Below are 18,154 nucleotides of genomic sequence, written 5' to 3' on the forward strand. Positions count from 1 at the left end.
AATGCAGCAGGGCGGTCATGCTGCGCCAACGGCCGCGTGCCAACGTCGCCGGGTCCGCGGCTGCGTTGGTTATGTTGTGCAACAATTGCGTCTTTCCCCGGGGGCTGCCCCGGCCGCTCGGTCGCGCAGGGCAGCGCCATCGCCCCCGCCATTGCCCTCGGATACTGTCCTCCATGCCTCATCCCCCAAGCGCCGCGTCGACGCCGCGTTTCCCTGCCTGGCTGCTGATCTGCGGCTCGCTGATGGCGATCGCGCCGCTGTCGATCGACATGTACCTGCCGAGTTTCCCGACACTGGCCGGCGACCTGGGCGTCGACATCGGCCAGGTCCAGCTGACCCTCGGCACCTTCCTGGTCGGGCTGGCGCTCGGACAGGCCTTCTATGGTCCCTTCAGCGACCGCTTCGGGCGCAAGCCGCCGCTCTATGTCGGGCTATGTCTTTACATCATCGCCGCGGTGGGCTGCGCGCTGGCGCGCAACGTGGAATCGCTGATGCTTTGGCGCTTCCTGCAGGCGCTGGGGGGCTGTGCCGGCATGGTCATGGCCCGGGCGGTGATCCGCGACCGGCTCGAGGCGCATGAATCGGCGCGGGCGTTTTCCTCGCTGATGCTGGTGATGGGGGTTGCGCCGATCCTGGCACCGATCATCGGCGGCGCGGTGCTGACCGTATCGGGCTGGCGCGCCATCTTCTGGGTGCTGGCGGGGGCCGGCCTGCTGATCCTGCTGCTGGTCCACCTGCGCATGGAGGAATCGCTGGACCGCGGCCAGGCGGCGCCGCTGCGGCTCGGCACCGTGGCCCGCAGCTACGCGGAACTGCTGCGCGACCGCGAGTTCCTGGGTTATTCGCTGTCGGCCGGCTTCGGCTCGGCGGGCATGTTTGCGTATATCTCGGGCTCGCCCTTCGTGCTGATCGAACTGCACGGCATCGCGCCGTCGCACTATGGCTTTGTGTTCGGCGCCAATGCGCTCGGGCTGATCACGATGTCGCAGCTCAATGCCCGGCTGGTGCGCGGGCGCTCGCTCGACCAGGTGCTGGGGGCCACGCTGCTGGCGGCGCTGGCCGCGGGGCTGGTGCTGGCACTGGCCGCGCTGGCGGGCATGGCGGTGCTGCCGGTGCTGCTGGGCGGGTTCTTCGTGTTTATCGGTGCGCTGGGCTGCGTCTCGCCGAACGCCTCGGCGCTGGCGCTGGCGCACCAGGGGCATCGCGCCGGCACGGCTTCGGCGCTGATGGGGACGTTGCAGTTTTCGCTCGGCACGCTCGGCGGCGCCGCGGTCAGCGTATGGCGCGACGGCAGCGCGCTGCCGCTGGGCGTGGTGATGGCGGCCTGCGGCGCCGGCGCGGTGCTGATGCGACATTACGGGCGTTCAGGCGCACACGCGCGCCCGAGCGCCCGCTGAAGCCGCGCCGCGCCAGTTCAGGCGGCCTGCTGTGCCGCGGCTTGCTCCGCGGCGGCGTGCGGTACCCCGGCCTGCTGCACCACCACCATGTGCGCCGGCATCGGCGCGGCGTAGCCGGCCTGGCCAAAGCATTCGCGGATGACGCGGTTGGTGTCGAAATAGACTTGCCAGTAATGGTCGTTATGGCAATAGGGCCGCACCGCCAGCACCGGGCCGACCAGCGTGAACTCGAGGATTTCGACGTCGACCGGCGGCTCGGCCAGCACGTTGGGGATCGCCGCGATGCGGCTCTTCAGCAGCGCCACGGCGTCGGCCACGTCGGTGCTGCCGGCCAGCTGCGCTTTCAGTTCCACGCGCCGGAACGCATTGGCGGTGAAATTCTGGATGGTGTCGCTGAAGATCTTGTTGTTGCCGATCACGGTCTGGACATTGTCCGGCGTATCCAGCGTGGTGGCGAACAGGCCGATTTCGCGCACCGTTCCGGTCACGCCGCCGATGGTGACGAAGTCCCCCACCTTGAACGGGCGCAGTACCACCAGGAAGGCGCCGGCGGCGAAGTTTGCCATCAGCCCCGACCAGGCCATGCCGATGGCCACGCCGGCGGCGGCGATCAGCGCGGCAAAGGTGGTGGTCTGGATGCCGAAGAAGCCGAGGATGCCGATCACCAGCACCACGTTCAGCGTCACGGTGACGATGGAGCCGACATAGCGCAGCAGCGTGGGGTCGACCTTCTGCTTGCCGAGCGCATTCTGCACCATGCGCACGACAAAATGGATCAGCCAGCGGCCAATGACCCAGAAGGCGAGGGCCGCCAGGATCTTGACGCCGAATTCGGTGGCGTAGGAGACCACCAGGGTCTTGAGGTTGTCGAAGGTAGAGGCGTCCATCGGCGTATTCCTTTCGTGTTGGTGTAACCGGCCAGCCGCCGGCCCAACATCCCCCGAACCAGCCGGCTGCGGCGTGCGAGCCCCTGCGCGTTGCGCGCAATTCCCGGGCACGGCAATTATTGAGAGGCCGTGCGTGGAAGTGCAAGCAAATAATTGTTAAGACAAGCCGCCTTGCACGGCCCGTCTGTTTAGATCGGAAAGGCGCTGGCGGGTATTACCAGTTGGTTTCGCGCTCGGGGGTGGCGGAAATCCGGTGCAGCGTCAGGTCGGCGCCGTTGAACTCGCCCTCGGCGTCGAGGCGGATGCCCACCAGCCGCTTCAGCGTGCCATAGACCAGCGTGCCGCCGGCCAGCGCCACCACGATGCCCAGCAAGGTGCCGAGCAACTGCGCGCCGAGCGACACCCCGCCAAGGCCTCCCAGCGCCTTCGCGCCGAAGATGCCCGCGGCGATGCCGCCCCAGGCGCCGCACAGCCCGTGCAGCGGCCACACGCCCAGCACGTCGTCGATATGCCATTTGTTTTGCGCCAGCGTGAACATATAGACGAACAGCGCGCCCGCCACGGCGCCGGTGACCAGCGCGCCCAACGGATGCATCAGGTCCGAGCCCGCGCATACCGCCACCAGGCCGGCCAGCGGCCCGTTGTAGACGAAGCCCGGATCGTTGCGTCCGGCCAGCCAGGCGGCCAGCGTGCCGCCGGCCATCGCCATCAGCGAATTGATCGCCACCAGGCCGCTGATCTTGTCGACGGTCTGCGCGCTCATCACGTTGAAGCCGAACCAGCCCACCGCCAGAATCCAGGCGCCCAGCGCCAGGAACGGGATGTTCGAGGGCGGATGCGCGCTGATGCGGCCATCCTTCTGGTAGCGGCCGCGGCGCGCGCCCAGCAGCAGCACCGCCGGCAGGGCAATCCAGCCGCCCAGCGCATGCACCACCACCGAACCGGCAAAGTCGTGGAACGGCGCGCCGGTCACGCGCGCGATCCAGTCCTGCACGCCGAAGCGCTGGTTCCATACCATGCCCTCGAAAAACGGGTAGACAAAACCCACCAGCACGAAGGTGGCGACCAGCTGGGGATTAAAGCGGGAGCGTTCGGCAATACCGCCGGAGATAATCGCCGGAATCGCCGCGGCAAAGGTCGCCAGGAAAAAGAACTTGACCAGTTCATAACCGTTCTTCTGGGCCAGCGTTTCGGCGCCGGAAAAGAACTGCACCCCATAGGCAATGGTGTAGCCGATAAAGAAATAAGCGATGGTGGAGACCGCGAAATCCACCAGGATCTTTACCAGCGCATTGACCTGGTTCTTCTTGCGCACCGTGCCGAGTTCGAGGAACGCAAAGCCGGCGTGCATGGCCAGCACCATGATGGCGCCGAGCAGGATAAACAGCGCGTCGGTGCCGGTCTTCCAGTTGTCCATAGTGACCTCATGCTCAAAATGGGCGCACCAGTATGCAAAAAGCGTTCCACAAACGGCTGCATCCTGGTGCCGCTTGCACCGTGCCGGGTAAAACCCCGCACCGGCATGCCGCACGTGGCCCGATTCCGTGGGAGCCGCCGCCGTCGGGACGCTGCCGCCAGCGGGGCGCCCCGCGCCAGAATGGCGCCGGCAAGGTGCGGCGGGCGATCCGTTATGGTGCGTCGCCCCATTTGAGGGAATCTGTCCTATGCTGTTTAGCTTTGAGGGCGCGATTTCGGGCGCCCGGTCCCGGCGCGGCTGCGGCCCGGTAAAATGCGGCGCCTGGCAAGCGCGAACAGCAGTGGAAATTGCCCGCTAACCGGCCTCAAGCAAGGATTTGCGGGTTTTTTTGTCGCATTGGTGCCACTGGGGATTGCTCAACGCGCGACGGGCAGATTAGACTGCGCCGATCGATGGCCTGCCGCGAGGCACGCACATCGGTGACGACGACCAACAAGGGAAATCAGCCATGAATAAAGGTGAACTGGTATCGGCCATCGCCGCGGAAGCAGAATTGAGCAATGCCGCCGCCGAGCGTGCGCTCAACGCAGCGCTGGACAGTATCAAGAAGGCAGTGGCAAAGGGCGATTCTGTAACGCTGGTGGGTTTTGGCAGCTTCAGCGCCGGCAAGCGCGCTGCCCGTACCGGCCGCAATCCGCGCACCGGCGAAACCATCAAGATTCCGGCCGCCAAGACGGTCAAGTTCTCGGCAGGCCAGGGTTTCAAGGACGCCGTGAACAAGAAAAAGTAAGCAGTTTGCGTCCATAGCGAAAGAAGCGGCCTGGCAGGCCGCTTTTTTTATGCGCCGCGCCCGCCGGCAACGGCGCGGCGATCCGGGTTAAACTGCCGGCGCCCGCAGCCGGCAATCCCGCCCCCGCAATCTTCGTATCCCGCATCATGAATGACCTGTCCCACCAGCTTTCCATGACCGTGCTGATGACGCCGGACATGGCCAACTTCTCCGGCAACGTCCACGGCGGCACCATCCTCAAGTACCTGGACATGGTGGCGTATGCCTGCGCCAGCCGCTACGCCGGCCGCTACGTGGTCACGCTGTCGGTGGACCAGGTGGTGTTCCGCCAGCCCATCCACGTTGGCGAGCTGGTGACCTTCCTGGCATCGGTCAACTACACCGGCCGCAGTTCGATGGAGATCGGCATCAAGGTGGTGACCGAGAACATCCGCAGCAAGCTGGTGCGCCATACCAACAGCTGCTACTTCACCATGGTGGCGGTGGACGACAACGGCACCCCCGCCGAGGTGCCGCCGCTGGAGCCGCGCGACGAGGTCGAGCGCCAGCGCTTTGCCGCCGCGCAGCAGCGCCGCGCGCTGCGCCAGGAAATGGAAAAGCGCCACGGCGACATCAAGTCGTCGGTGAACTGACTGCCGATGCCCAGCGATACCATGAAGTGCTACCACCGAATCGTTCGCACCCTGCTGGCCGCCAGCTGCGTGGCCGCCGCCGCGGGTGCCAGTGCCGAGGAGATCGGCAGCGTCAGCACCAATTTCCGCATGACCGGCTCCGACAAGGTCGTGATCGAAGCCTATGACGACCCGCAGGTGGACGGCATTACCTGCTACGTGTCGCGCGCCCGCACCGGCGGCATCAAGGGCCAGCTTGGCATGGCGGAAGACCCGCCCGAGGCCTCGATCGCGTGCCGGCAGGTGGGGCCGATCGGCTTCAAGGCGCCGATCAAGCAGCAGGACAATGTCTTTTCCGAGCGCATGTCGATCCTGTTCAAGGCGCTGCACGTGGTGCGCGCGGTCGACCGCAAGCGCAATACGCTGGTCTACCTGACGTATTCGGACCGCATCGTCAGCGGCAGCCCGCAGAACAGCGTGACCGCCGTGCCGGTGCCGGCCGGCACGGTGATTCCGGTGAAGTAACCCGGGTCGGCCTTACACCTCGGAATCAGGGCGCCAGCGCCGCGGTCTCCGCCTGGCAATCGCGCGATGGCCGCGCACCCGCGGCGCGCGCGGCAGCCACTTCACTGCGGGCCCGTTCCAGGTCGGCACGGAAGGTGGGATCGGCATGCAGCCGTGCCACCGTGGCCGCCGCCATGGTGCGGCCAGCGTTGACATCGCTCTGCCAGTGCACGTTGCACACCACGCGGCTTTGCCCGAAGGCCTGGCCGCGCGCCAGCAGTTCATTGGTGCGCGCCGGCTCGATCTCGGTCAGGATCAGCGCCCAGGCCCAGCCGATGGCGCTGTGGCCGGACGGGTAGGAGCCATCCTTCTCCAGCTTGGCGGCCTCGGCCTGCGTGCACATCGCGGTCTTGGTGGCCACGAACGGGCGGGTGCGCTTGTAATGGTCCTTGGCCTTGTACGTGGACAGGCCGGCATCGACCAGGCTGCGGCGCAGCAGCATGTTCAGGTATGGCGTGTCTTTCTCGCTGACGGGCACCCCCAGCGCGCAGGAGAAGGTGCTGGCGGCCTGCGGGAACGTCAGCACGGCATCGTCGGACGCCAGTTGCCAGCGTGGCGAACCGCGCAGCGGACCGGCCTGGCGCGCGGAGTCCTCGTCCAGCGCCAGCGCGGCCGAGCCCGGCGCCGGCGGCGCGGGCAGCAGCTTCAGGCTGTCGGGACGCGCATCGGCGGCGAGGTAGCCGGCCGGCACCCCGGGACGCAGCTCCGGCACCGCGGCCAGGTTGGTGCCACCGGCGGCGCAGCCGGCCAGCAGCGCGGCCAGCGCTGCCGCGCCAAGCATCCGCACGGGGTGGGAAAGGGAGGAATCCGGCTTGGCTTGGTCCGTCAATTTGTTTTCCTGGTGAGGGATCGGATCGAGGCGGTCGCGCCGCACTGGCTTACGCGGCGGCGTCGAACAGCTTGCGCAGGTTCGATTTCATGATCTTGCCATTGGCATTGCGCGGCAGCATCTCGTGGTAAATCAGGATACGCACCGGCACCTTGAATGCTGCCAGTCGCTCGCGCACGAAATCCTGCAGCTCGGCTTCGCTCGCGTGCATGCCCGGCTTGAGGCTGACCACGGCGGCCGGCTCCTCGCCCAGGGTCCGGTGCGGCAGCCCTACCACCGAGGCGTCCATGACCGCGGGATGCTCGTACAGCGCGCTTTCCACTTCGATGCAGTAAATGTTCTCGCCGCCGCGGATCAGCATGTCCTTCATCCGGTCGACGATGTAGACGTAGCCCTCGTCATCCAGCCGCGCAATGTCGCCGGTGCGCAGCCAGCCATCGACAAAGGTCTGGGCGGTGGCCTCGGGCTTGTTCCAGTAGCCGCGCACGACATTGGCGCCGCGCGCCATCAGTTCGCCGGTTTCCCCCGGCGGCAGCGCCTGCCCGCGGCCGTCGACTACCTTCATTTCGCCGATCGGCAGCGCCGGGCCGCTGCTGTCCGGGCGCATCACGTACTCTTCGGCGCTGTGGCTGGTGAAGGTGGACGAGGTTTCGGTCATGCCCCAGCCTATGCCCGGCGCGGCCATGGGGAAGACTTCGCGGATGCGCCGGACCAGCTCGGGCGAGGCCGGCGCGCCGCCGTAGTTGATGTTCTCGAGCGACGACAGGTCGAAGCGGGCGCGCTCTGGATGCTCGAGGATCTGCCACGCGATGGTCGGCACGCCGCCGGCCGCGGTGCAGCGCTCGCGTTCGATCAGCTCCATGCCGCGCAGCGCATCCCAGCGGTGCAGCAGCACGATCTTGCCGCCGGTGGCGATGGCGCCGTTGAGCACCGCCATGCAGCCGGTGACGTGGAAGAACGGCACCGCCAGCAGCATCGATTTCTGCGGCGCGGCCGGATCGGGTGCAGGGATCGGCTCGCCGCGGCGCAGCAGGTTGCGCAGCGGACTGAAGCCGCCGGCCACCGCCACCGAGGTGGAGTTGCGGTGCGTGCCGAGCGCGCCCTTGGGCTTGCCGGTGGTGCCGGAGGTGTAGAAGATGGTGGCGTCGTCGTCGGGGTCGATGTCGACCGCAGGCGGCGCCTGCTCCGGCAGCGCCGCCCAGTTCGCCGAAGGGCCGATCACGCTTTCCAGCGCCGTCACGCGCGGGCCGGCCGGTGCGGCGCCAGCGCGCGCGACGTAGATGCGTTCCAGCGCCGGACAGCCGGGCAGGTGTTCGAGGATGCGGTCGAGTCGCTCCGCATCGACGATGGCGACTCGGCTGCCGGAATCGGCGAGGCCATATTCCAGCTCCTGGCCGGTCCACCACGCATTGAGCGGGGTCACGATGGCGCCGGTCAGCAGCGCGCCGTAGAACGCCACCGGCCATTCGGGCAGGTTGCGCATGGCCAGCGCCACGCGGTCGCCCTTGCGCACGCCGTCGCGCACCAACGTGTGGGCCATGGCGATGGCGGCGCGCAGGAACGCATCGTAGGAGACGCGCTCGTCTTCGTACACCACGAAGGTGCGTTCGGCAAACGCGCGCGTGGCCAGCAGCAGCTCACGCAGTGTGGGCGGCGCGTTCTTCCAGACGGTGGTGGGGATGCCGCGGATCACGCGCGTCTCGGTTTCGAACGGCGCGCCCGGCGCGGTCAGGCGGGCGTGAGCCTCGGCCAGCGACATGACCGGCCAGGTGCCGGCCGACTGCGGATTGCTCGACATGGACTGCCTCCCGGAACTGCACTGCAGGTTGAGGGAAATGCAGGAAGGCGGCCGGCGCAATCAGCGCCGGCCGCCTGGCAACGCTTGCGTCAAAGGCTCAGATGGTCACGCCGCCGTCCACCACCATGGCCTGGCCGGTCATGAAGGTGCTGGCCGCGGAGGCCAGGAACACGGCCGCGCCGGCGATCTCGATGGGTTCGCCGATGCGGCGCAGCGGGGCGCCCTGGGTGGACTGCTTGTAGCGCTCGGGATCTTCCCACAGCGCGCGCGCGAAGTCGGTCTTGATCAGTCCCGGCGCGATGCAGTTCACGCGCACATTGTGCGGCCCGAACTCGACCGCGAGGTTGCGCGCCAACTGGAAGTCGGCGGCCTTGGAAATGTTGTAGACGCCGATGGTGGGCGAGCCGCGCAGGCCGCCGATCGACGACACGATGATGATCGAGCCATCCTTGCGGTCGATCATCTGCGGCGCCACCATCTGGATCAGCCAATGGTTGGAGATGACGTTGTTGTCCAGCACCTTGCGGAACTGGTCGTCCGACACGCCGCTCATCGGCCCGTAGTAGGGGTTGGACGCGGCATTGCAGACCAGCACGTCGATCTTGCCGAAGGCGCGGTTGGTCTCGTCGACCAGGCGCTGCAGGTCGTCCTTCGAAGAGATGTTGGCCGGGACGGCGATCGCGGTGCCGGCGCCGTGGCGGGCGTTGATCGCATCCACCACTTCCTGGCAGGCCTCGGCCTTGCGCGAGGAAATCACGACCTTGGCGCCCTGTACGGCCATCTGCTCGGCGATGGCGCGGCCGATGCCGCGCGAAGAGCCCGTGACGATGGCAACCTTGCCCGTCAGATCGAACAATGACATGGAGTCTCCTGTATGGCTGCGCCGGCGTCAGCGATGCTGGCCGGCTTGTGCTGGCGGCGGGGTGCCGCGCTGTTGTCCTGCAGACGCGCCCGCAGGCGGCATCGCCGGGACATTATGTGGCGCGGCCATGGCCGCGTCCACAGCGCCGGGTGGCGGTTACAGGCCTTATCAGCAATCTTTCTGCCGGCAATGCGCGCGGTGCATGGAGCCGATGCTGCAGGGCGAAGCCGCTGCGATTCAGCTGCCGGCGGATGCCGTCGCAGGCGCCAGCAAGTCAGGCAGCGCAGCCATCAGGCCCTGGCGCAACTCGTCGTCCAGCACGATGCCGAAGCGCGCCGACAGGGCCTGCACCACGGCGTCGGCATGCTGCAGGTGCGTGCGGCGCACGCTGCCGTCCGGGGCGCGCTCGGCCAGTTCCCCATTGGCCAGCGTCACACGCGTACCGGCATCGGTGCGCGCGGCCATCAAGCGCTGCAGGAAGACGCTCTCCGGGTGCGTCGAGACATACCAGTTGCGCGCGACGAAATCGATCGGCGGCTGCGGCGTCAGGTCGAACCGGTAGACCGGGATCCAGCCTGCATCGCCGCGTGCCTGCAGGTCGTAGCTGTGGAATGCGCTGGCGGCGGCTTGCGCCGGGGAGGACGCAAGCCGGTAGGGAAAGCCATCGTCGGCCGGTTCGGACAGCGGCATCGCGCGGAACGGCGTGGGGCCGCCGAAGCCCACATCGACCACATAGCTGCGGTGCGCCACTTCCACGCGCAGCAGCATGTGCGAGGTCATGGTCGGCACGTCGTCCGGCACGCCCCAGCGCACGCGCGCGGCCAGCGGCGTCACCTCGTAGCCCAGCGCACCCAGCCCGGCGCTGAGCAGCGTATTGAGTTCAAAGCAGTAGCCGCCGCGCCGGCGCGTGACCAGCTTGTCGAACACGGCATCGAGGTCGATGCGCACCGGGCGCCGCAGCAGCGGGTCCACGTTCTCGAACGGAATGCTGGCCAGGTGCGCGGCCAGCACCGCGTCCAGCGCCTGCAGCGTCGGCGAGGGTGGCGCGGCGATGCCGAGGCGCGCCAGCCAGGCGTCAAGTTGGGCGGCGTCCAGGATAGTCATGGTGTATGGGGCTCCGGTACGGTGCGGTCAGTTGAGCGTTTCCAGCGCGGGCAGGTCGAGCAGTTCGATGCCGCCATATTGGAGACGCAGCAGGCCGTGCGCTTCCAGCTCGCGCAGCGCGTGGTTCACGGTCTGGCGCGACAGGCCCAGCATCTGCGCCAGCTGCTCTTGCGCAATGCGCACCCGCCGCGTGGCACTGCCGTCCGGCAGGTTGCCGTAGCCATGCGCGATCGCCGCCAGCCGGCGCGCGACGCGTGCCGGCGGCGGCAGCAGCTGCGCTTCCTCGACGTAGTGGAAGGCCTCGCGGGTCTTGGCCGCCAGCAGTTGCCCGAACGCCTGCCACCATGCCGGCTGCTGCGCGAGGCGCTGCGCCAGCGCGGTGCGCGGCACATGCCACAGCGTGGCGGCGCTGGCCGCACGCGCGTCATGGGTGCGCGGCAGGCCGTCGAACAGGCAGATCTCGCCGAACCAGGTGCCGGGTTCGAGCAGGCCCAGCACCGCGGCCTTGCCGGATTCGCCGCTGGCGTGGATCTGCATGGTGCCGCTGGCGACACAATACAGGCCATCGAAGCGGTCGCCGCGCGCAAACAGGGTCTCGCCGGCGACCAGCCGGCGCAAGCTGCCGTCGTCCAGCAACGCCTGCCGCAGCGCCGGCGGCAACTGGCTGAACCACGCACCCGCGCGTACCGCGGCGAGCGGATCGCTGCATGGCAACATCTGGCTGGACATTGGGTCTGGGAGGTGCGTTTTGGCGTCGTGTGGGGCGAGGAGAGCGGGGTGTGGCGGGCTCGCCAGCCGCATGCCGCTCTCCATTCCGGGCACCTGGCGGAATGTCAAAAACCTGACAGACCGGCCGGTGCGCGCCCACTACTATAAATCCACCTCGCGCCCGCCGCGCGCGCACCATAGCGCAGTCCAGGAGACGCCCCCGTGAAAACCCTGATCGAACATCTCGCCAACTACGCCGCCTACCATCGCGATCCGCGCAACGTCTTCACGCATTTCATCGGCATCCCGATGATCGTGCTGGCCGTGACCACGCTGCTGGCGCGGCCGGCGCTGGCACTGGGCGACGGCAACGCCGTGCTGACGCCGGCCATGCTGCTGTATATCCTGTCGTGCCTGTTCTACCTGCGCCTGTCGCTGGGCTTCGGCGTGGCCATGGCGCTGATCCTCGCGGTGTTCCTCTACGCTGGCGCGCATATCGCTGCGATGCCGACGGCCTGGTGGCTCGCGATCGGCATAGGCCTGTTCGTGGTGGGATGGGTGATCCAGTTCATCGGCCACTATTACGAGGGGCGCAAGCCCGCCTTCGTCGACGACCTGGTCGGGCTGCTGATCGGCCCGCTGTTCCTGGTCGCCGAAACGGCCTTTGCACTGGGCCTGGCGCGCGATACGCGCGACGCCATGGCCGCCCGCGCGCACTGATCAGGGCTGCCCCGCCGGCAGCCGCAAACGGGCCGCCAGACCGCCCAGCTGGCTCGATGCCAGCGCCAGGCTGCCGTCATACAAGGCGGCGATTTCCGTGACGATGGCCAGGCCCAGGCCGCTGCCGGTGGCGGCCTCGTCGAGCCGGCCAAAGCGCGCGGTCGCCAGCGCCTGCGCTTCGGGCGGCATGCCCGCGCCATCGTCCTCGACCAGGATTTCCAGCACGCCAGCGTCCTCGCGCAGCGTGACGCGCACGCGCATGCGCGCCCACTGGCACGCGTTGTCGAGCAGGTTGCCCAGCATCTCGACCAGGTCCTGGCGGTCGCCGGCGAAATGCCCGCCACCGCGGACCGTCAGCTCCAGGGCCCGCTCACGATGCAGCCGCGCCAGCGCGCGCGTCAGCTCGCGCACGGCGGGGGCGGCGTCGATGCGCTCGCCGCGGGCCGCGGCCGCGCCGGCGGCACGGGCGCGCGCGAGGTGCCGGTCCACCTGGCGCCGCATCGCTTCGACCTGGCCCGAGACGGCCTGCGCCGCGGTGCCGGGCAACGCCGCTGCCTCGTTAGCCAGCACCGCCAGCGGGGTCTTGACCGCATGGGCCAGGTCGGCGGCCTGGCGGCGCGAGCGTTCCAGCGCTTGCGCATTGCGTGCCAGCAGGGCATTGATTTCGGTCACCAGCGGTTCGACCTCGGCGGGCCACGCGCCGCCCAGGCTCGCCTCGCGCCGCGCCTGCATGGTGCCGAGCGCGCGCCGCAGCCGTGCCAGCGGCGCCAGCCCGAACCGCACCTGCGCCGCCACCGCGAGCATCAGCCCTAGTCCCAGCGCCGTCAGTGACCACGCCAGCGTCTGGTTGAAGCTGCGGCGCGCGGCGCGCAGTTCGGTGCGGTCCAGCGCCACCGAGATTTCCACCGGGGTATCGGCCGACGCCAGCACCAGTTGCCGCGACACCACCAGCAGCGACTGCTGGTTGGGACCGGAGCGCACCTCGGCGATTCCATCCGATGCGTCCGCGGCAGCGGGCAGACGGCGCAGCGCCTTCGCCGGCATCTCCGTATCCCACAGCGAGCGCGAGCGCAGCAGCGCGCCGGGGGCCCGCGCCTGCCAGTAGGCGCCGGAATAGGGCAGTTCGTAGCGGGGATCGGCGGGACTGCGGTGGAGGACCAGCCTGCCCTCGGCGTTCCAGTCCAGCGCCGCGGCCAGGCTGGCGAGCTGGTGCTCGAGCTGGCGCACATAGGTCTGGTTGACGTGCCGCTCGAACAGGGCCGACAGCAGCCAGCCGCTGACCCCCAGCGCCGCGGCGAGCCAGATCGCCGCCACCGCCAGCAGGCGCAGCGCAAGCGAGCGACGCAGGCGCACCGGCATCTAGGCGCGAGCCTGCGCCGGCGGGCGCAGCCGATAGCCCTGGCCGCGCACGGTTTCGATGACATCGACGCCGAGCTTGCGCCGCAGGCGGCCGACAAAGACCTCGATGGTATTGCTGTCGCGGTCGAAGTCCTGCGCGTAGATGTGCTCGGTCAGCGCGGTCTTGCTGACGATCGCGCCGGGGTGGTGCATCAGGTAGTCAAGCACGCGGAATTCATGGGCGGTCAGCACCACCGGCGCGCCGTCCACGCTGACCGTGCCGGCGCGGGGATTCATCCGCACCGGGCCGCACTGCAGTTCCGGCGCGGGCATGCCGTGGGCGCGCCGGATCAGCGCCCGGATGCGCGCCAGCAGCTCTTCCATGCGGAAGGGCTTGGCCAGGTAGTCGTCGGCGCCGGCATCGATGCCTTCGACCTTCTCGGTCCAGCTGTCGCGCGCGGTCAGGATCAGCACCGGCGCGTTGACCTGCGCGGCGCGCCAGCGGCGCAGCACCGAGAGTCCGTCCAGCCGCGGCAGGCCCAGATCGAGGATGACCGCGTCGTAAGGTTCTTCGGCGCCCAGGTGCCAGGCGTCCAGGCCATCGGCGGCCGTGTCGACGGCATAGCCGGCGTCGGCCAGGCTTGCACGGACCTGCGCGGCAAGGGCGGTTTCATCTTCGACCAGCAGGATGCGCATGGTTGTCTCTGCCGGGTCAGGGTTTGCGGCGCGCGCCTTCCAGCCCCCGCCCCTTGGCCTTGAGCAGGACGGCGGTGCGCGCATCGTATTCGAGCTTGGCCACCGAGCCGCCGGGCAGCAGCAGCTTGACCTCGTACTGCCAGATGCCGTCGTCGTGATCGAGTTCGACGCCGATGACGTCGCCGGCGTACTGGCGCGAGACGGTCTCGAGAATGCGCGACAACGGCAGGATTTCGCCGGACTGCACCGCGGCGCGCGCGCGATCGGCATCCTTGTCGGCGTGCGCGGCGGGGACCGCCGCCAGTGCCAGCAGCGCGGCGGCCACCAGCGCGCGCGGGCGCAGAAGGGCCTGGAAACAAGGGGTCATGGCTCGTAGTTTGCATCAAAACAGCTGAATGCAGGCTGAACGGAGCGCTCCGCGCGAGCGCGAACGGTAGCGTGCGGAGGCGCGCGCAGCGTTGCTCGCGAGGCTTGGCGCTGCGGCCGCGCACGCCAAAACGGGGGGACGTAGGCCGTTTTCGCGCTTGCACTGAGGCAAAGCCGCGACAAAACCCGGGGTTTTCACCGGGTTTTGCGTGTCGCATGCATGAAAACCCCTTGACTTACGGCACTTTCCGCTATGATTCAGTGGGCGTCGATCAGGCGATTGCGCAACGCTCAGCAGCAATGCATAACACCTGCCGGCATCCATCTGTTCAACTTACGAATATCGATATGGCGACCAAAGCGAAACCGACCGCGAAGACTGCAACCAAGCCCGCCGCCAAGAAGGCTGCGGCAACCAAGGCACCCGTGAAGGCTGCCGCCAAGAAGGCCACGCCGGCCAAGAAGGCTGCTCCCGCCGCTGCGCCCGTTGCGCGCCCGCTGAAGGACACCTTCAACAAGTCGAGCCTGGTCGCTCACCTGGTAGCCCAGACGGAACTGGAAGCCAAGACCGTGAAGACGGTGCTGGCCCACCTGGAAAACACCATCGTCAGCGCGCTGAACAAGAAGGGCGCGGGCGAGTTCACGCTGCCCGGCCTGCTGAAGGTCACGGCGCAGCAAGTGCCGGCCAAGAAGAAGCGCTTCGGCAAGGACCCGTTCACCGGTGAAGAGCGTTGGTTCCCGGCCAAGCCGGCCAGCGTCAAGGTCAAGGTCCGTCCGCTGAAGAAGCTGAAGGACGCCGCAGCCTGATCTGCGCCAGTTGTCCAGAAAGAAAAGGAGCCGCTTGCCGGCTCCTTTTTTTATGGCCGCCGGCACCAATCCGGCAGCGTTTAATCCAGGTCAAGTCGGTGGCCACGCAGCCCACCTAGAATCGACTACGTCATGGGTGCGGGGGCGCTCCCCATGACAGAGCTTCCGGAGTCTTCCTGAAGCTTCCGCCCGCGGCCGCAACGGCCGCGGGTTTTTTATTGGGCGGCCGCCCGACGGCGCGGCGGATCAGGCCACCAATTGCTTGGCGTAGGTAGCGCGCGCCATCTCGCAGACTTCCACTGACACCTGCACGTTCTGGCCGCTGCCGCCGCCCGAGCGCACGGCTTCGGCAATCACATCGCAGACCGCCTGCGCCAGCGCCTGGCGCACGGCGGTATCGCGCCCGTCCAGGATCGACAGGCGCGCATGGACAAAGGCCCGCTCGACGGCATCGATGCCCTGGCGGTAGGTCGACAGCGTGATGCAGCGCGACTTGATATCCGCCTCCTGGAACTGGCCGGAAGCCAGCAGGGCGGCATTGGCCTCATCCAGCAGTTCTTCCTGCGAGCAGTTCAGGCGTGTGTTTTCCGTGAGTTCGATGACGAGGTGAGGCATGGCGGGTCCTGGCACAAAGCTCCGGCATGGGGCCGGCGACAGCGAGCATGATACGGGATCGCCGCGACAGGCATACGCCGGAGCGAGAAGGCCGGGCCCTTTGTATCGCGCGTTCAGGATCGCCGGATGCAAAACGGGGCGCCCGTGGGCGCCCCGTCGGGAACTGCATGGCAGCGGCGTCTCAGGCGTGGACGGCGGTCACTTCGCGTGCCGGTGCCAGCGCGCTGCCGAAGCGGGCAGGGTTGTCCCGTGCCAGTTGCTGCAGTTGCGCCAGCTTGGCCTTGAGCCCCGCATCCAGCTTCGGCGCCGGCATGACCGTCGACGGACAGGCCACGCCCAGGATATCCAGCGCCTGCTGGAAATTCTCCAGGGTCAGGCCCACGGCCGGGTCGACCGTGACCAGATGCTCGCGCAGTGCCTCGGGCATCGACTCGGCCGCGGCGCAGGACAGGATCACGTAATGGACTGGCCGCGCGCCCTGGGCGAAGAACGCTTCGATCTCGGCGCCGTGGCCGCCCGCGACCGGCGGCGTCATGGCTTCGACCTGCAGGTCCAGCTGTTGCAGGATGGCGGCGGGCGTGCCCCGGCGCCAGGCATCAGATACCACCACACGGGCGCCGGCCACGCCGAACAGCCTGCGGACGAACCCCAGCGCGACCGGGTCGAAGAACCTGACGTCGCGTGGCGTGCCCGAATCCGGAATGCCGCCGAGGCGGGCGCGGGAGCGGTCGGAGTACAGGACGCCGGGTACGTCCAGCATGATGAGTCGTTCAGCCATGGTTTCCTGTGCGGGTGCCAGTTCAGTTGGTGTGAAGCAAGGTTACTCGCCGCAACCGGGCTGTCACGTTACCGGGGCTGGTTCAGTTGAAACATATCTGTAACTTCGTCGCGGAAGACGTAAATGCCGGTTACGTCGTCATGACAAATGTTTCGACCCGACACATCTTTGCCGCGACTGCCCGGTCACGGCTGCTGGAAGCGAAAGCGCGCCACGTCGCTGGCCAGCGCCGCGGCCTGCTGGTCGAGCCGCGCCGCCTGGCCGGCCAGTTCATCGACCAGCGCAGCATTCTGCTGTGCCGTCTGGCGCAGTTGCGCCGCCGCCTGCCTGGCGCCCTGCACGCTGTCGGCCTGATCGTCCGCGAGCGTGCGCAGCCCCTCGGCCAGCGCGTGGCTGTGGCCCACCGTGGCGGCGATGCGATCCATCGCCGCCACCACGCTGCCGCTCAGGCTGGCGCCTTGCTGGATCTCATGCGTGGCATTGCCGACAATGCCGCCGATCTCCCGCGCCGCATCGGCGCTGCGCTGTGCCAGCGCGCGCACTTCCTGCGCCACCACGGCAAAGCCGCGGCCCGCCGGGCCCGCACGCGCCGCTTCCACGGCGGCGTTCAGCGCCAGGATATTGGTCTGGAACGCGATGCCCTCGATCACGCCGACAATCTCGGCGATATGGCGCGAATGGCCGTGCAGGGCGTCCATGGCGCCGCGCATGCGTTGCACTACGGCGGCGCCGTCGTCGGTGGCGGCGCGGGCCGCGCTGGCCATCTCGCTCGATTCGGTGGCCTGCGCATGCGCGGCGGCGACGTGCGCCGCCAGCGCCTGCATGCTGTCGGTGGTGGCGTCGAGCGCGCTGGCCTGCTGCTCGGTGCGTGCCGACAGGGCCTGGTTGCCCGCCGCGATCTGCTGGCTGGCCGCGGTGATCTCGTGGGCGCTGGCCTGGATCCGCGCCAGCACGCCGGCCAGTTGGTCGCGCATGCTGGCCACATGGTGCAGCATGCTGCTGTGGTCGGAAGGGCGCAGCGCGATCGGCGCGGTCAGGTCGCCGGCGGCAATGCGGCGGGCGATGTCGGCGGCGTCGCGCGGCTCGCCGCCCAGTTCGGCGCGCAGGCTGCGCGCGGCAATCCACGCCAGCGCGACGGCAGCGAGCAGGCTGGCGCCGAGCAGGGCCGCCATCCAGGCCTGCGCGCGCAGCTGGCTGGCGGCGACGCTGGCAACGGTGGCGGCGGCCTGCTGCTCCTGCTGGCGGCGTATGGCTTCAACCTGGCTGCTGAGCCGCTGCAGCTGCTCGGTGACGAAATGGCCGTCGACCGAGACCGCGCTGTCGAATTGCAGCGGATCCAGCGGCTGCTTGCGCAGCAACGCCACGTAGGCCTGGACGAGCTCGCTGGCGCGCTGGCGTTCGCGCAGCAGTGGCGCCGCCTGGGCCGGGGCGGCCCGCTGCACGCCGGCCAGTGCCGCATCGAGTTGCGACAGCGCCGCCGCGATCTCGTCGGCGGCGCCGTCGCGCTCGGTGCTGCTGGTGGCCATGGTCAGCGCCAGCTGGGCGCGCCCGAGCGCAGCCAGTGCTGATTGCGCCCGCTCCGCCGAGATGGCGCCGTGCATGTCGTGCTGGTACAGGGTATCGGTGCGCGCCTTGATCGAGACCAGGTTGGCGATGCCCGTCAGGCCGACCGCGGCGCCGAACAGGTAGACCAGGGCGAAGGCGGCGCACAGGCGCGCCACCAGCGGCAGGCGGCCCAGCCGCACCAGCCAGCGCGCGGGGGCAACTGCCCGACGGTGGCCGGGCAGGGATGTCTTGAAAACTTGCAGCACGGAGATGACTCCAGACGGGCGCACCGGAGTGAGCGGCCTGCGCAGCCCGGGCTTGA

General features: G+C 68.7%; 19 protein-coding genes. 6 read left to right on the plus strand and 13 right to left on the minus strand.

Annotation, left to right across the window (positions count from 1 at the left end):
* Positions 1 to 173 precede the first annotated feature (173 nt).
* Positions 174 to 1,397 carry a Bcr/CflA family multidrug efflux MFS transporter gene (locus FHX60_RS08510; protein WP_183283072.1) on the plus strand — a complete coding sequence of 408 codons (1,224 nt, stop codon included), beginning with the start codon at positions 174 to 176 and terminating at the stop codon, positions 1,395 to 1,397.
* 17 nt (positions 1,398 to 1,414) lie between these two features.
* Here FHX60_RS08510 and FHX60_RS08515 read toward each other — a convergent pair whose 3' ends face one another.
* Together FHX60_RS08515 and FHX60_RS08520 are read right to left on the minus strand one after the other, a co-directional pair.
* Positions 1,415 to 2,284 carry a mechanosensitive ion channel family protein gene (locus tag FHX60_RS08515; RefSeq protein WP_092317051.1) on the minus strand — a complete coding sequence of 290 codons (870 nt, stop codon included), beginning with the start codon at positions 2,282 to 2,284 and terminating at the stop codon, positions 1,415 to 1,417.
* Positions 2,285 to 2,498: 214 nt separating this feature from the next.
* Positions 2,499 to 3,701 (minus strand): ammonium transporter, encoded by a 1,203-nt coding sequence (locus FHX60_RS08520; protein ID WP_183283073.1) that lies wholly within the window; start codon positions 3,699 to 3,701, stop codon positions 2,499 to 2,501.
* Positions 3,702 to 4,209: 508 nt separating this feature from the next.
* On the opposite strand from FHX60_RS08520, the gene FHX60_RS08525 reads away from it, so the two are divergent.
* The 3 genes from FHX60_RS08525 to FHX60_RS08535 all read left to right on the plus strand — a co-directional run bounded on the left by FHX60_RS08525 (position 4,210) and on the right by FHX60_RS08535 (position 5,627).
* Positions 4,210 to 4,491, plus strand: coding sequence for an HU family DNA-binding protein (locus FHX60_RS08525; RefSeq protein WP_010814166.1), 282 nt, complete (start codon positions 4,210 to 4,212; stop codon positions 4,489 to 4,491).
* A gap of 146 nt (positions 4,492 to 4,637) precedes the next feature.
* Complete coding sequence (locus FHX60_RS08530) at positions 4,638 to 5,123, plus strand: acyl-CoA thioesterase (protein WP_012355963.1); 486 nt, start codon at positions 4,638 to 4,640, stop codon at positions 5,121 to 5,123.
* A 21-nt stretch (positions 5,124 to 5,144) separates the two neighbouring features.
* Complete coding sequence (locus tag FHX60_RS08535) at positions 5,145 to 5,627, plus strand: CreA family protein (RefSeq protein ID WP_116298332.1); 483 nt, start codon at positions 5,145 to 5,147, stop codon at positions 5,625 to 5,627.
* 25 nt (positions 5,628 to 5,652) lie between these two features.
* On the opposite strand, the gene FHX60_RS08540 is transcribed toward FHX60_RS08535, so the two are convergent.
* From FHX60_RS08540 to FHX60_RS08560, 5 genes are all read right to left on the minus strand, one after another.
* Entirely contained in the window at positions 5,653 to 6,495 is an 843-nt protein-coding gene (locus tag FHX60_RS08540) for an acid phosphatase (RefSeq protein ID WP_375790530.1), read from the minus strand.
* Positions 6,496 to 6,544: 49 nt separating this feature from the next.
* Positions 6,545 to 8,293 (minus strand): class I adenylate-forming enzyme family protein, encoded by a 1,749-nt coding sequence (locus FHX60_RS08545; protein WP_183283074.1) that lies wholly within the window; start codon positions 8,291 to 8,293, stop codon positions 6,545 to 6,547.
* A gap of 97 nt (positions 8,294 to 8,390) precedes the next feature.
* Positions 8,391 to 9,155, minus strand: coding sequence for an SDR family oxidoreductase (locus tag FHX60_RS08550; RefSeq protein WP_018004600.1), 765 nt, complete (start codon positions 9,153 to 9,155; stop codon positions 8,391 to 8,393).
* Positions 9,156 to 9,392: 237 nt separating this feature from the next.
* A complete protein-coding gene (locus tag FHX60_RS08555; protein ID WP_183283075.1) occupies positions 9,393 to 10,259 on the minus strand; it encodes an arylamine N-acetyltransferase family protein in 867 nt (288 codons plus the stop codon).
* A gap of 27 nt (positions 10,260 to 10,286) precedes the next feature.
* A complete protein-coding gene (locus tag FHX60_RS08560; protein WP_112777210.1) occupies positions 10,287 to 10,976 on the minus strand; it encodes a Crp/Fnr family transcriptional regulator in 690 nt (229 codons plus the stop codon).
* 213 nt (positions 10,977 to 11,189) lie between these two features.
* On the opposite strand from FHX60_RS08560, the gene FHX60_RS08565 reads away from it, so the two are divergent.
* Complete coding sequence (locus FHX60_RS08565) at positions 11,190 to 11,687, plus strand: Mpo1 family 2-hydroxy fatty acid dioxygenase (RefSeq protein ID WP_092317033.1); 498 nt, start codon at positions 11,190 to 11,192, stop codon at positions 11,685 to 11,687.
* Here FHX60_RS08565 and FHX60_RS08570 read toward each other — a convergent pair whose 3' ends face one another.
* From FHX60_RS08570 to FHX60_RS08580, 3 genes are read right to left on the minus strand one after another with little or no spacing between them, the layout of a single operon-like run.
* Positions 11,688 to 13,046 carry a sensor histidine kinase gene (locus tag FHX60_RS08570; protein ID WP_183283076.1) on the minus strand — a complete coding sequence of 453 codons (1,359 nt, stop codon included), beginning with the start codon at positions 13,044 to 13,046 and terminating at the stop codon, positions 11,688 to 11,690.
* The gene (locus FHX60_RS08575; protein WP_112777142.1) at positions 13,047 to 13,721 is read right to left on the minus strand and encodes a response regulator transcription factor; all 675 of its coding nucleotides are present in this window, start codon (positions 13,719 to 13,721) and stop codon (positions 13,047 to 13,049) included.
* Positions 13,722 to 13,737: 16 nt separating this feature from the next.
* Positions 13,738 to 14,088, minus strand: a complete 351-nt coding sequence (locus FHX60_RS08580) for a PepSY domain-containing protein (protein ID WP_092317024.1) — start codon at positions 14,086 to 14,088, stop codon at positions 13,738 to 13,740.
* A gap of 347 nt (positions 14,089 to 14,435) precedes the next feature.
* On the opposite strand from FHX60_RS08580, the gene FHX60_RS08585 reads away from it, so the two are divergent.
* On the plus strand, positions 14,436 to 14,894 hold the full coding sequence (locus tag FHX60_RS08585) for an HU family DNA-binding protein (protein WP_092317021.1): 459 nt from the start codon (positions 14,436 to 14,438) through the stop codon (positions 14,892 to 14,894).
* 246 nt (positions 14,895 to 15,140) lie between these two features.
* Here FHX60_RS08585 and FHX60_RS08590 read toward each other — a convergent pair whose 3' ends face one another.
* The 3 genes from FHX60_RS08590 to FHX60_RS08600 form a co-directional block, all read right to left on the minus strand.
* Positions 15,141 to 15,509 carry a 5-carboxymethyl-2-hydroxymuconate Delta-isomerase gene (locus tag FHX60_RS08590; protein ID WP_111521586.1) on the minus strand — a complete coding sequence of 123 codons (369 nt, stop codon included), beginning with the start codon at positions 15,507 to 15,509 and terminating at the stop codon, positions 15,141 to 15,143.
* Between the two features lie 181 nt (positions 15,510 to 15,690).
* Positions 15,691 to 16,287 (minus strand): HAD domain-containing protein, encoded by a 597-nt coding sequence (locus FHX60_RS08595; RefSeq protein ID WP_183283077.1) that lies wholly within the window; start codon positions 16,285 to 16,287, stop codon positions 15,691 to 15,693.
* 185 nt (positions 16,288 to 16,472) lie between these two features.
* A complete protein-coding gene (locus tag FHX60_RS08600; RefSeq protein WP_183283078.1) occupies positions 16,473 to 18,098 on the minus strand; it encodes a methyl-accepting chemotaxis protein in 1,626 nt (541 codons plus the stop codon).
* Positions 18,099 to 18,154 lie beyond the last annotated feature (56 nt).

The organism is Cupriavidus alkaliphilus (assembly GCF_014191175.1).
Taxonomy (GTDB): Bacteria; Pseudomonadota; Gammaproteobacteria; order Burkholderiales; family Burkholderiaceae; genus Cupriavidus; species Cupriavidus alkaliphilus.

Bases quoted from the DNA above. Each gene is read 5' to 3' on its own strand.
- FHX60_RS08510 (WP_183283072.1), top strand. From the start codon at position 174: ATGCCTCATCCCCCAAGCGCCGCGTCGACGCCGCGTTTCCCTGCCTGG.
- FHX60_RS08515 (WP_092317051.1), bottom strand. From the start codon at position 2,284: ATGGACGCCTCTACCTTCGACAACCTCAAGACCCTGGTGGTCTCCTAC.
- FHX60_RS08520 (WP_183283073.1), bottom strand. From the start codon at position 3,701: ATGGACAACTGGAAGACCGGCACCGACGCGCTGTTTATCCTGCTCGGC.
- FHX60_RS08525 (WP_010814166.1), top strand. From the start codon at position 4,210: ATGAATAAAGGTGAACTGGTATCGGCCATCGCCGCGGAAGCAGAATTG.
- FHX60_RS08530 (WP_012355963.1), top strand. From the start codon at position 4,638: ATGAATGACCTGTCCCACCAGCTTTCCATGACCGTGCTGATGACGCCG.
- FHX60_RS08535 (WP_116298332.1), top strand. From the start codon at position 5,145: ATGAAGTGCTACCACCGAATCGTTCGCACCCTGCTGGCCGCCAGCTGC.
- FHX60_RS08545 (WP_183283074.1), bottom strand. From the start codon at position 8,293: ATGTCGAGCAATCCGCAGTCGGCCGGCACCTGGCCGGTCATGTCGCTG.
- FHX60_RS08550 (WP_018004600.1), bottom strand. From the start codon at position 9,155: ATGTCATTGTTCGATCTGACGGGCAAGGTTGCCATCGTCACGGGCTCT.
- FHX60_RS08555 (WP_183283075.1), bottom strand. From the start codon at position 10,259: ATGACTATCCTGGACGCCGCCCAACTTGACGCCTGGCTGGCGCGCCTC.
- FHX60_RS08560 (WP_112777210.1), bottom strand. From the start codon at position 10,976: ATGTTGCCATGCAGCGATCCGCTCGCCGCGGTACGCGCGGGTGCGTGG.
- FHX60_RS08570 (WP_183283076.1), bottom strand. From the start codon at position 13,046: ATGCCGGTGCGCCTGCGTCGCTCGCTTGCGCTGCGCCTGCTGGCGGTG.
- FHX60_RS08575 (WP_112777142.1), bottom strand. From the start codon at position 13,721: ATGCGCATCCTGCTGGTCGAAGATGAAACCGCCCTTGCCGCGCAGGTC.
- FHX60_RS08580 (WP_092317024.1), bottom strand. From the start codon at position 14,088: ATGACCCCTTGTTTCCAGGCCCTTCTGCGCCCGCGCGCGCTGGTGGCC.
- FHX60_RS08585 (WP_092317021.1), top strand. From the start codon at position 14,436: ATGGCGACCAAAGCGAAACCGACCGCGAAGACTGCAACCAAGCCCGCC.
- FHX60_RS08590 (WP_111521586.1), bottom strand. From the start codon at position 15,509: ATGCCTCACCTCGTCATCGAACTCACGGAAAACACACGCCTGAACTGC.
- FHX60_RS08595 (WP_183283077.1), bottom strand. From the start codon at position 16,287: ATGGCTGAACGACTCATCATGCTGGACGTACCCGGCGTCCTGTACTCC.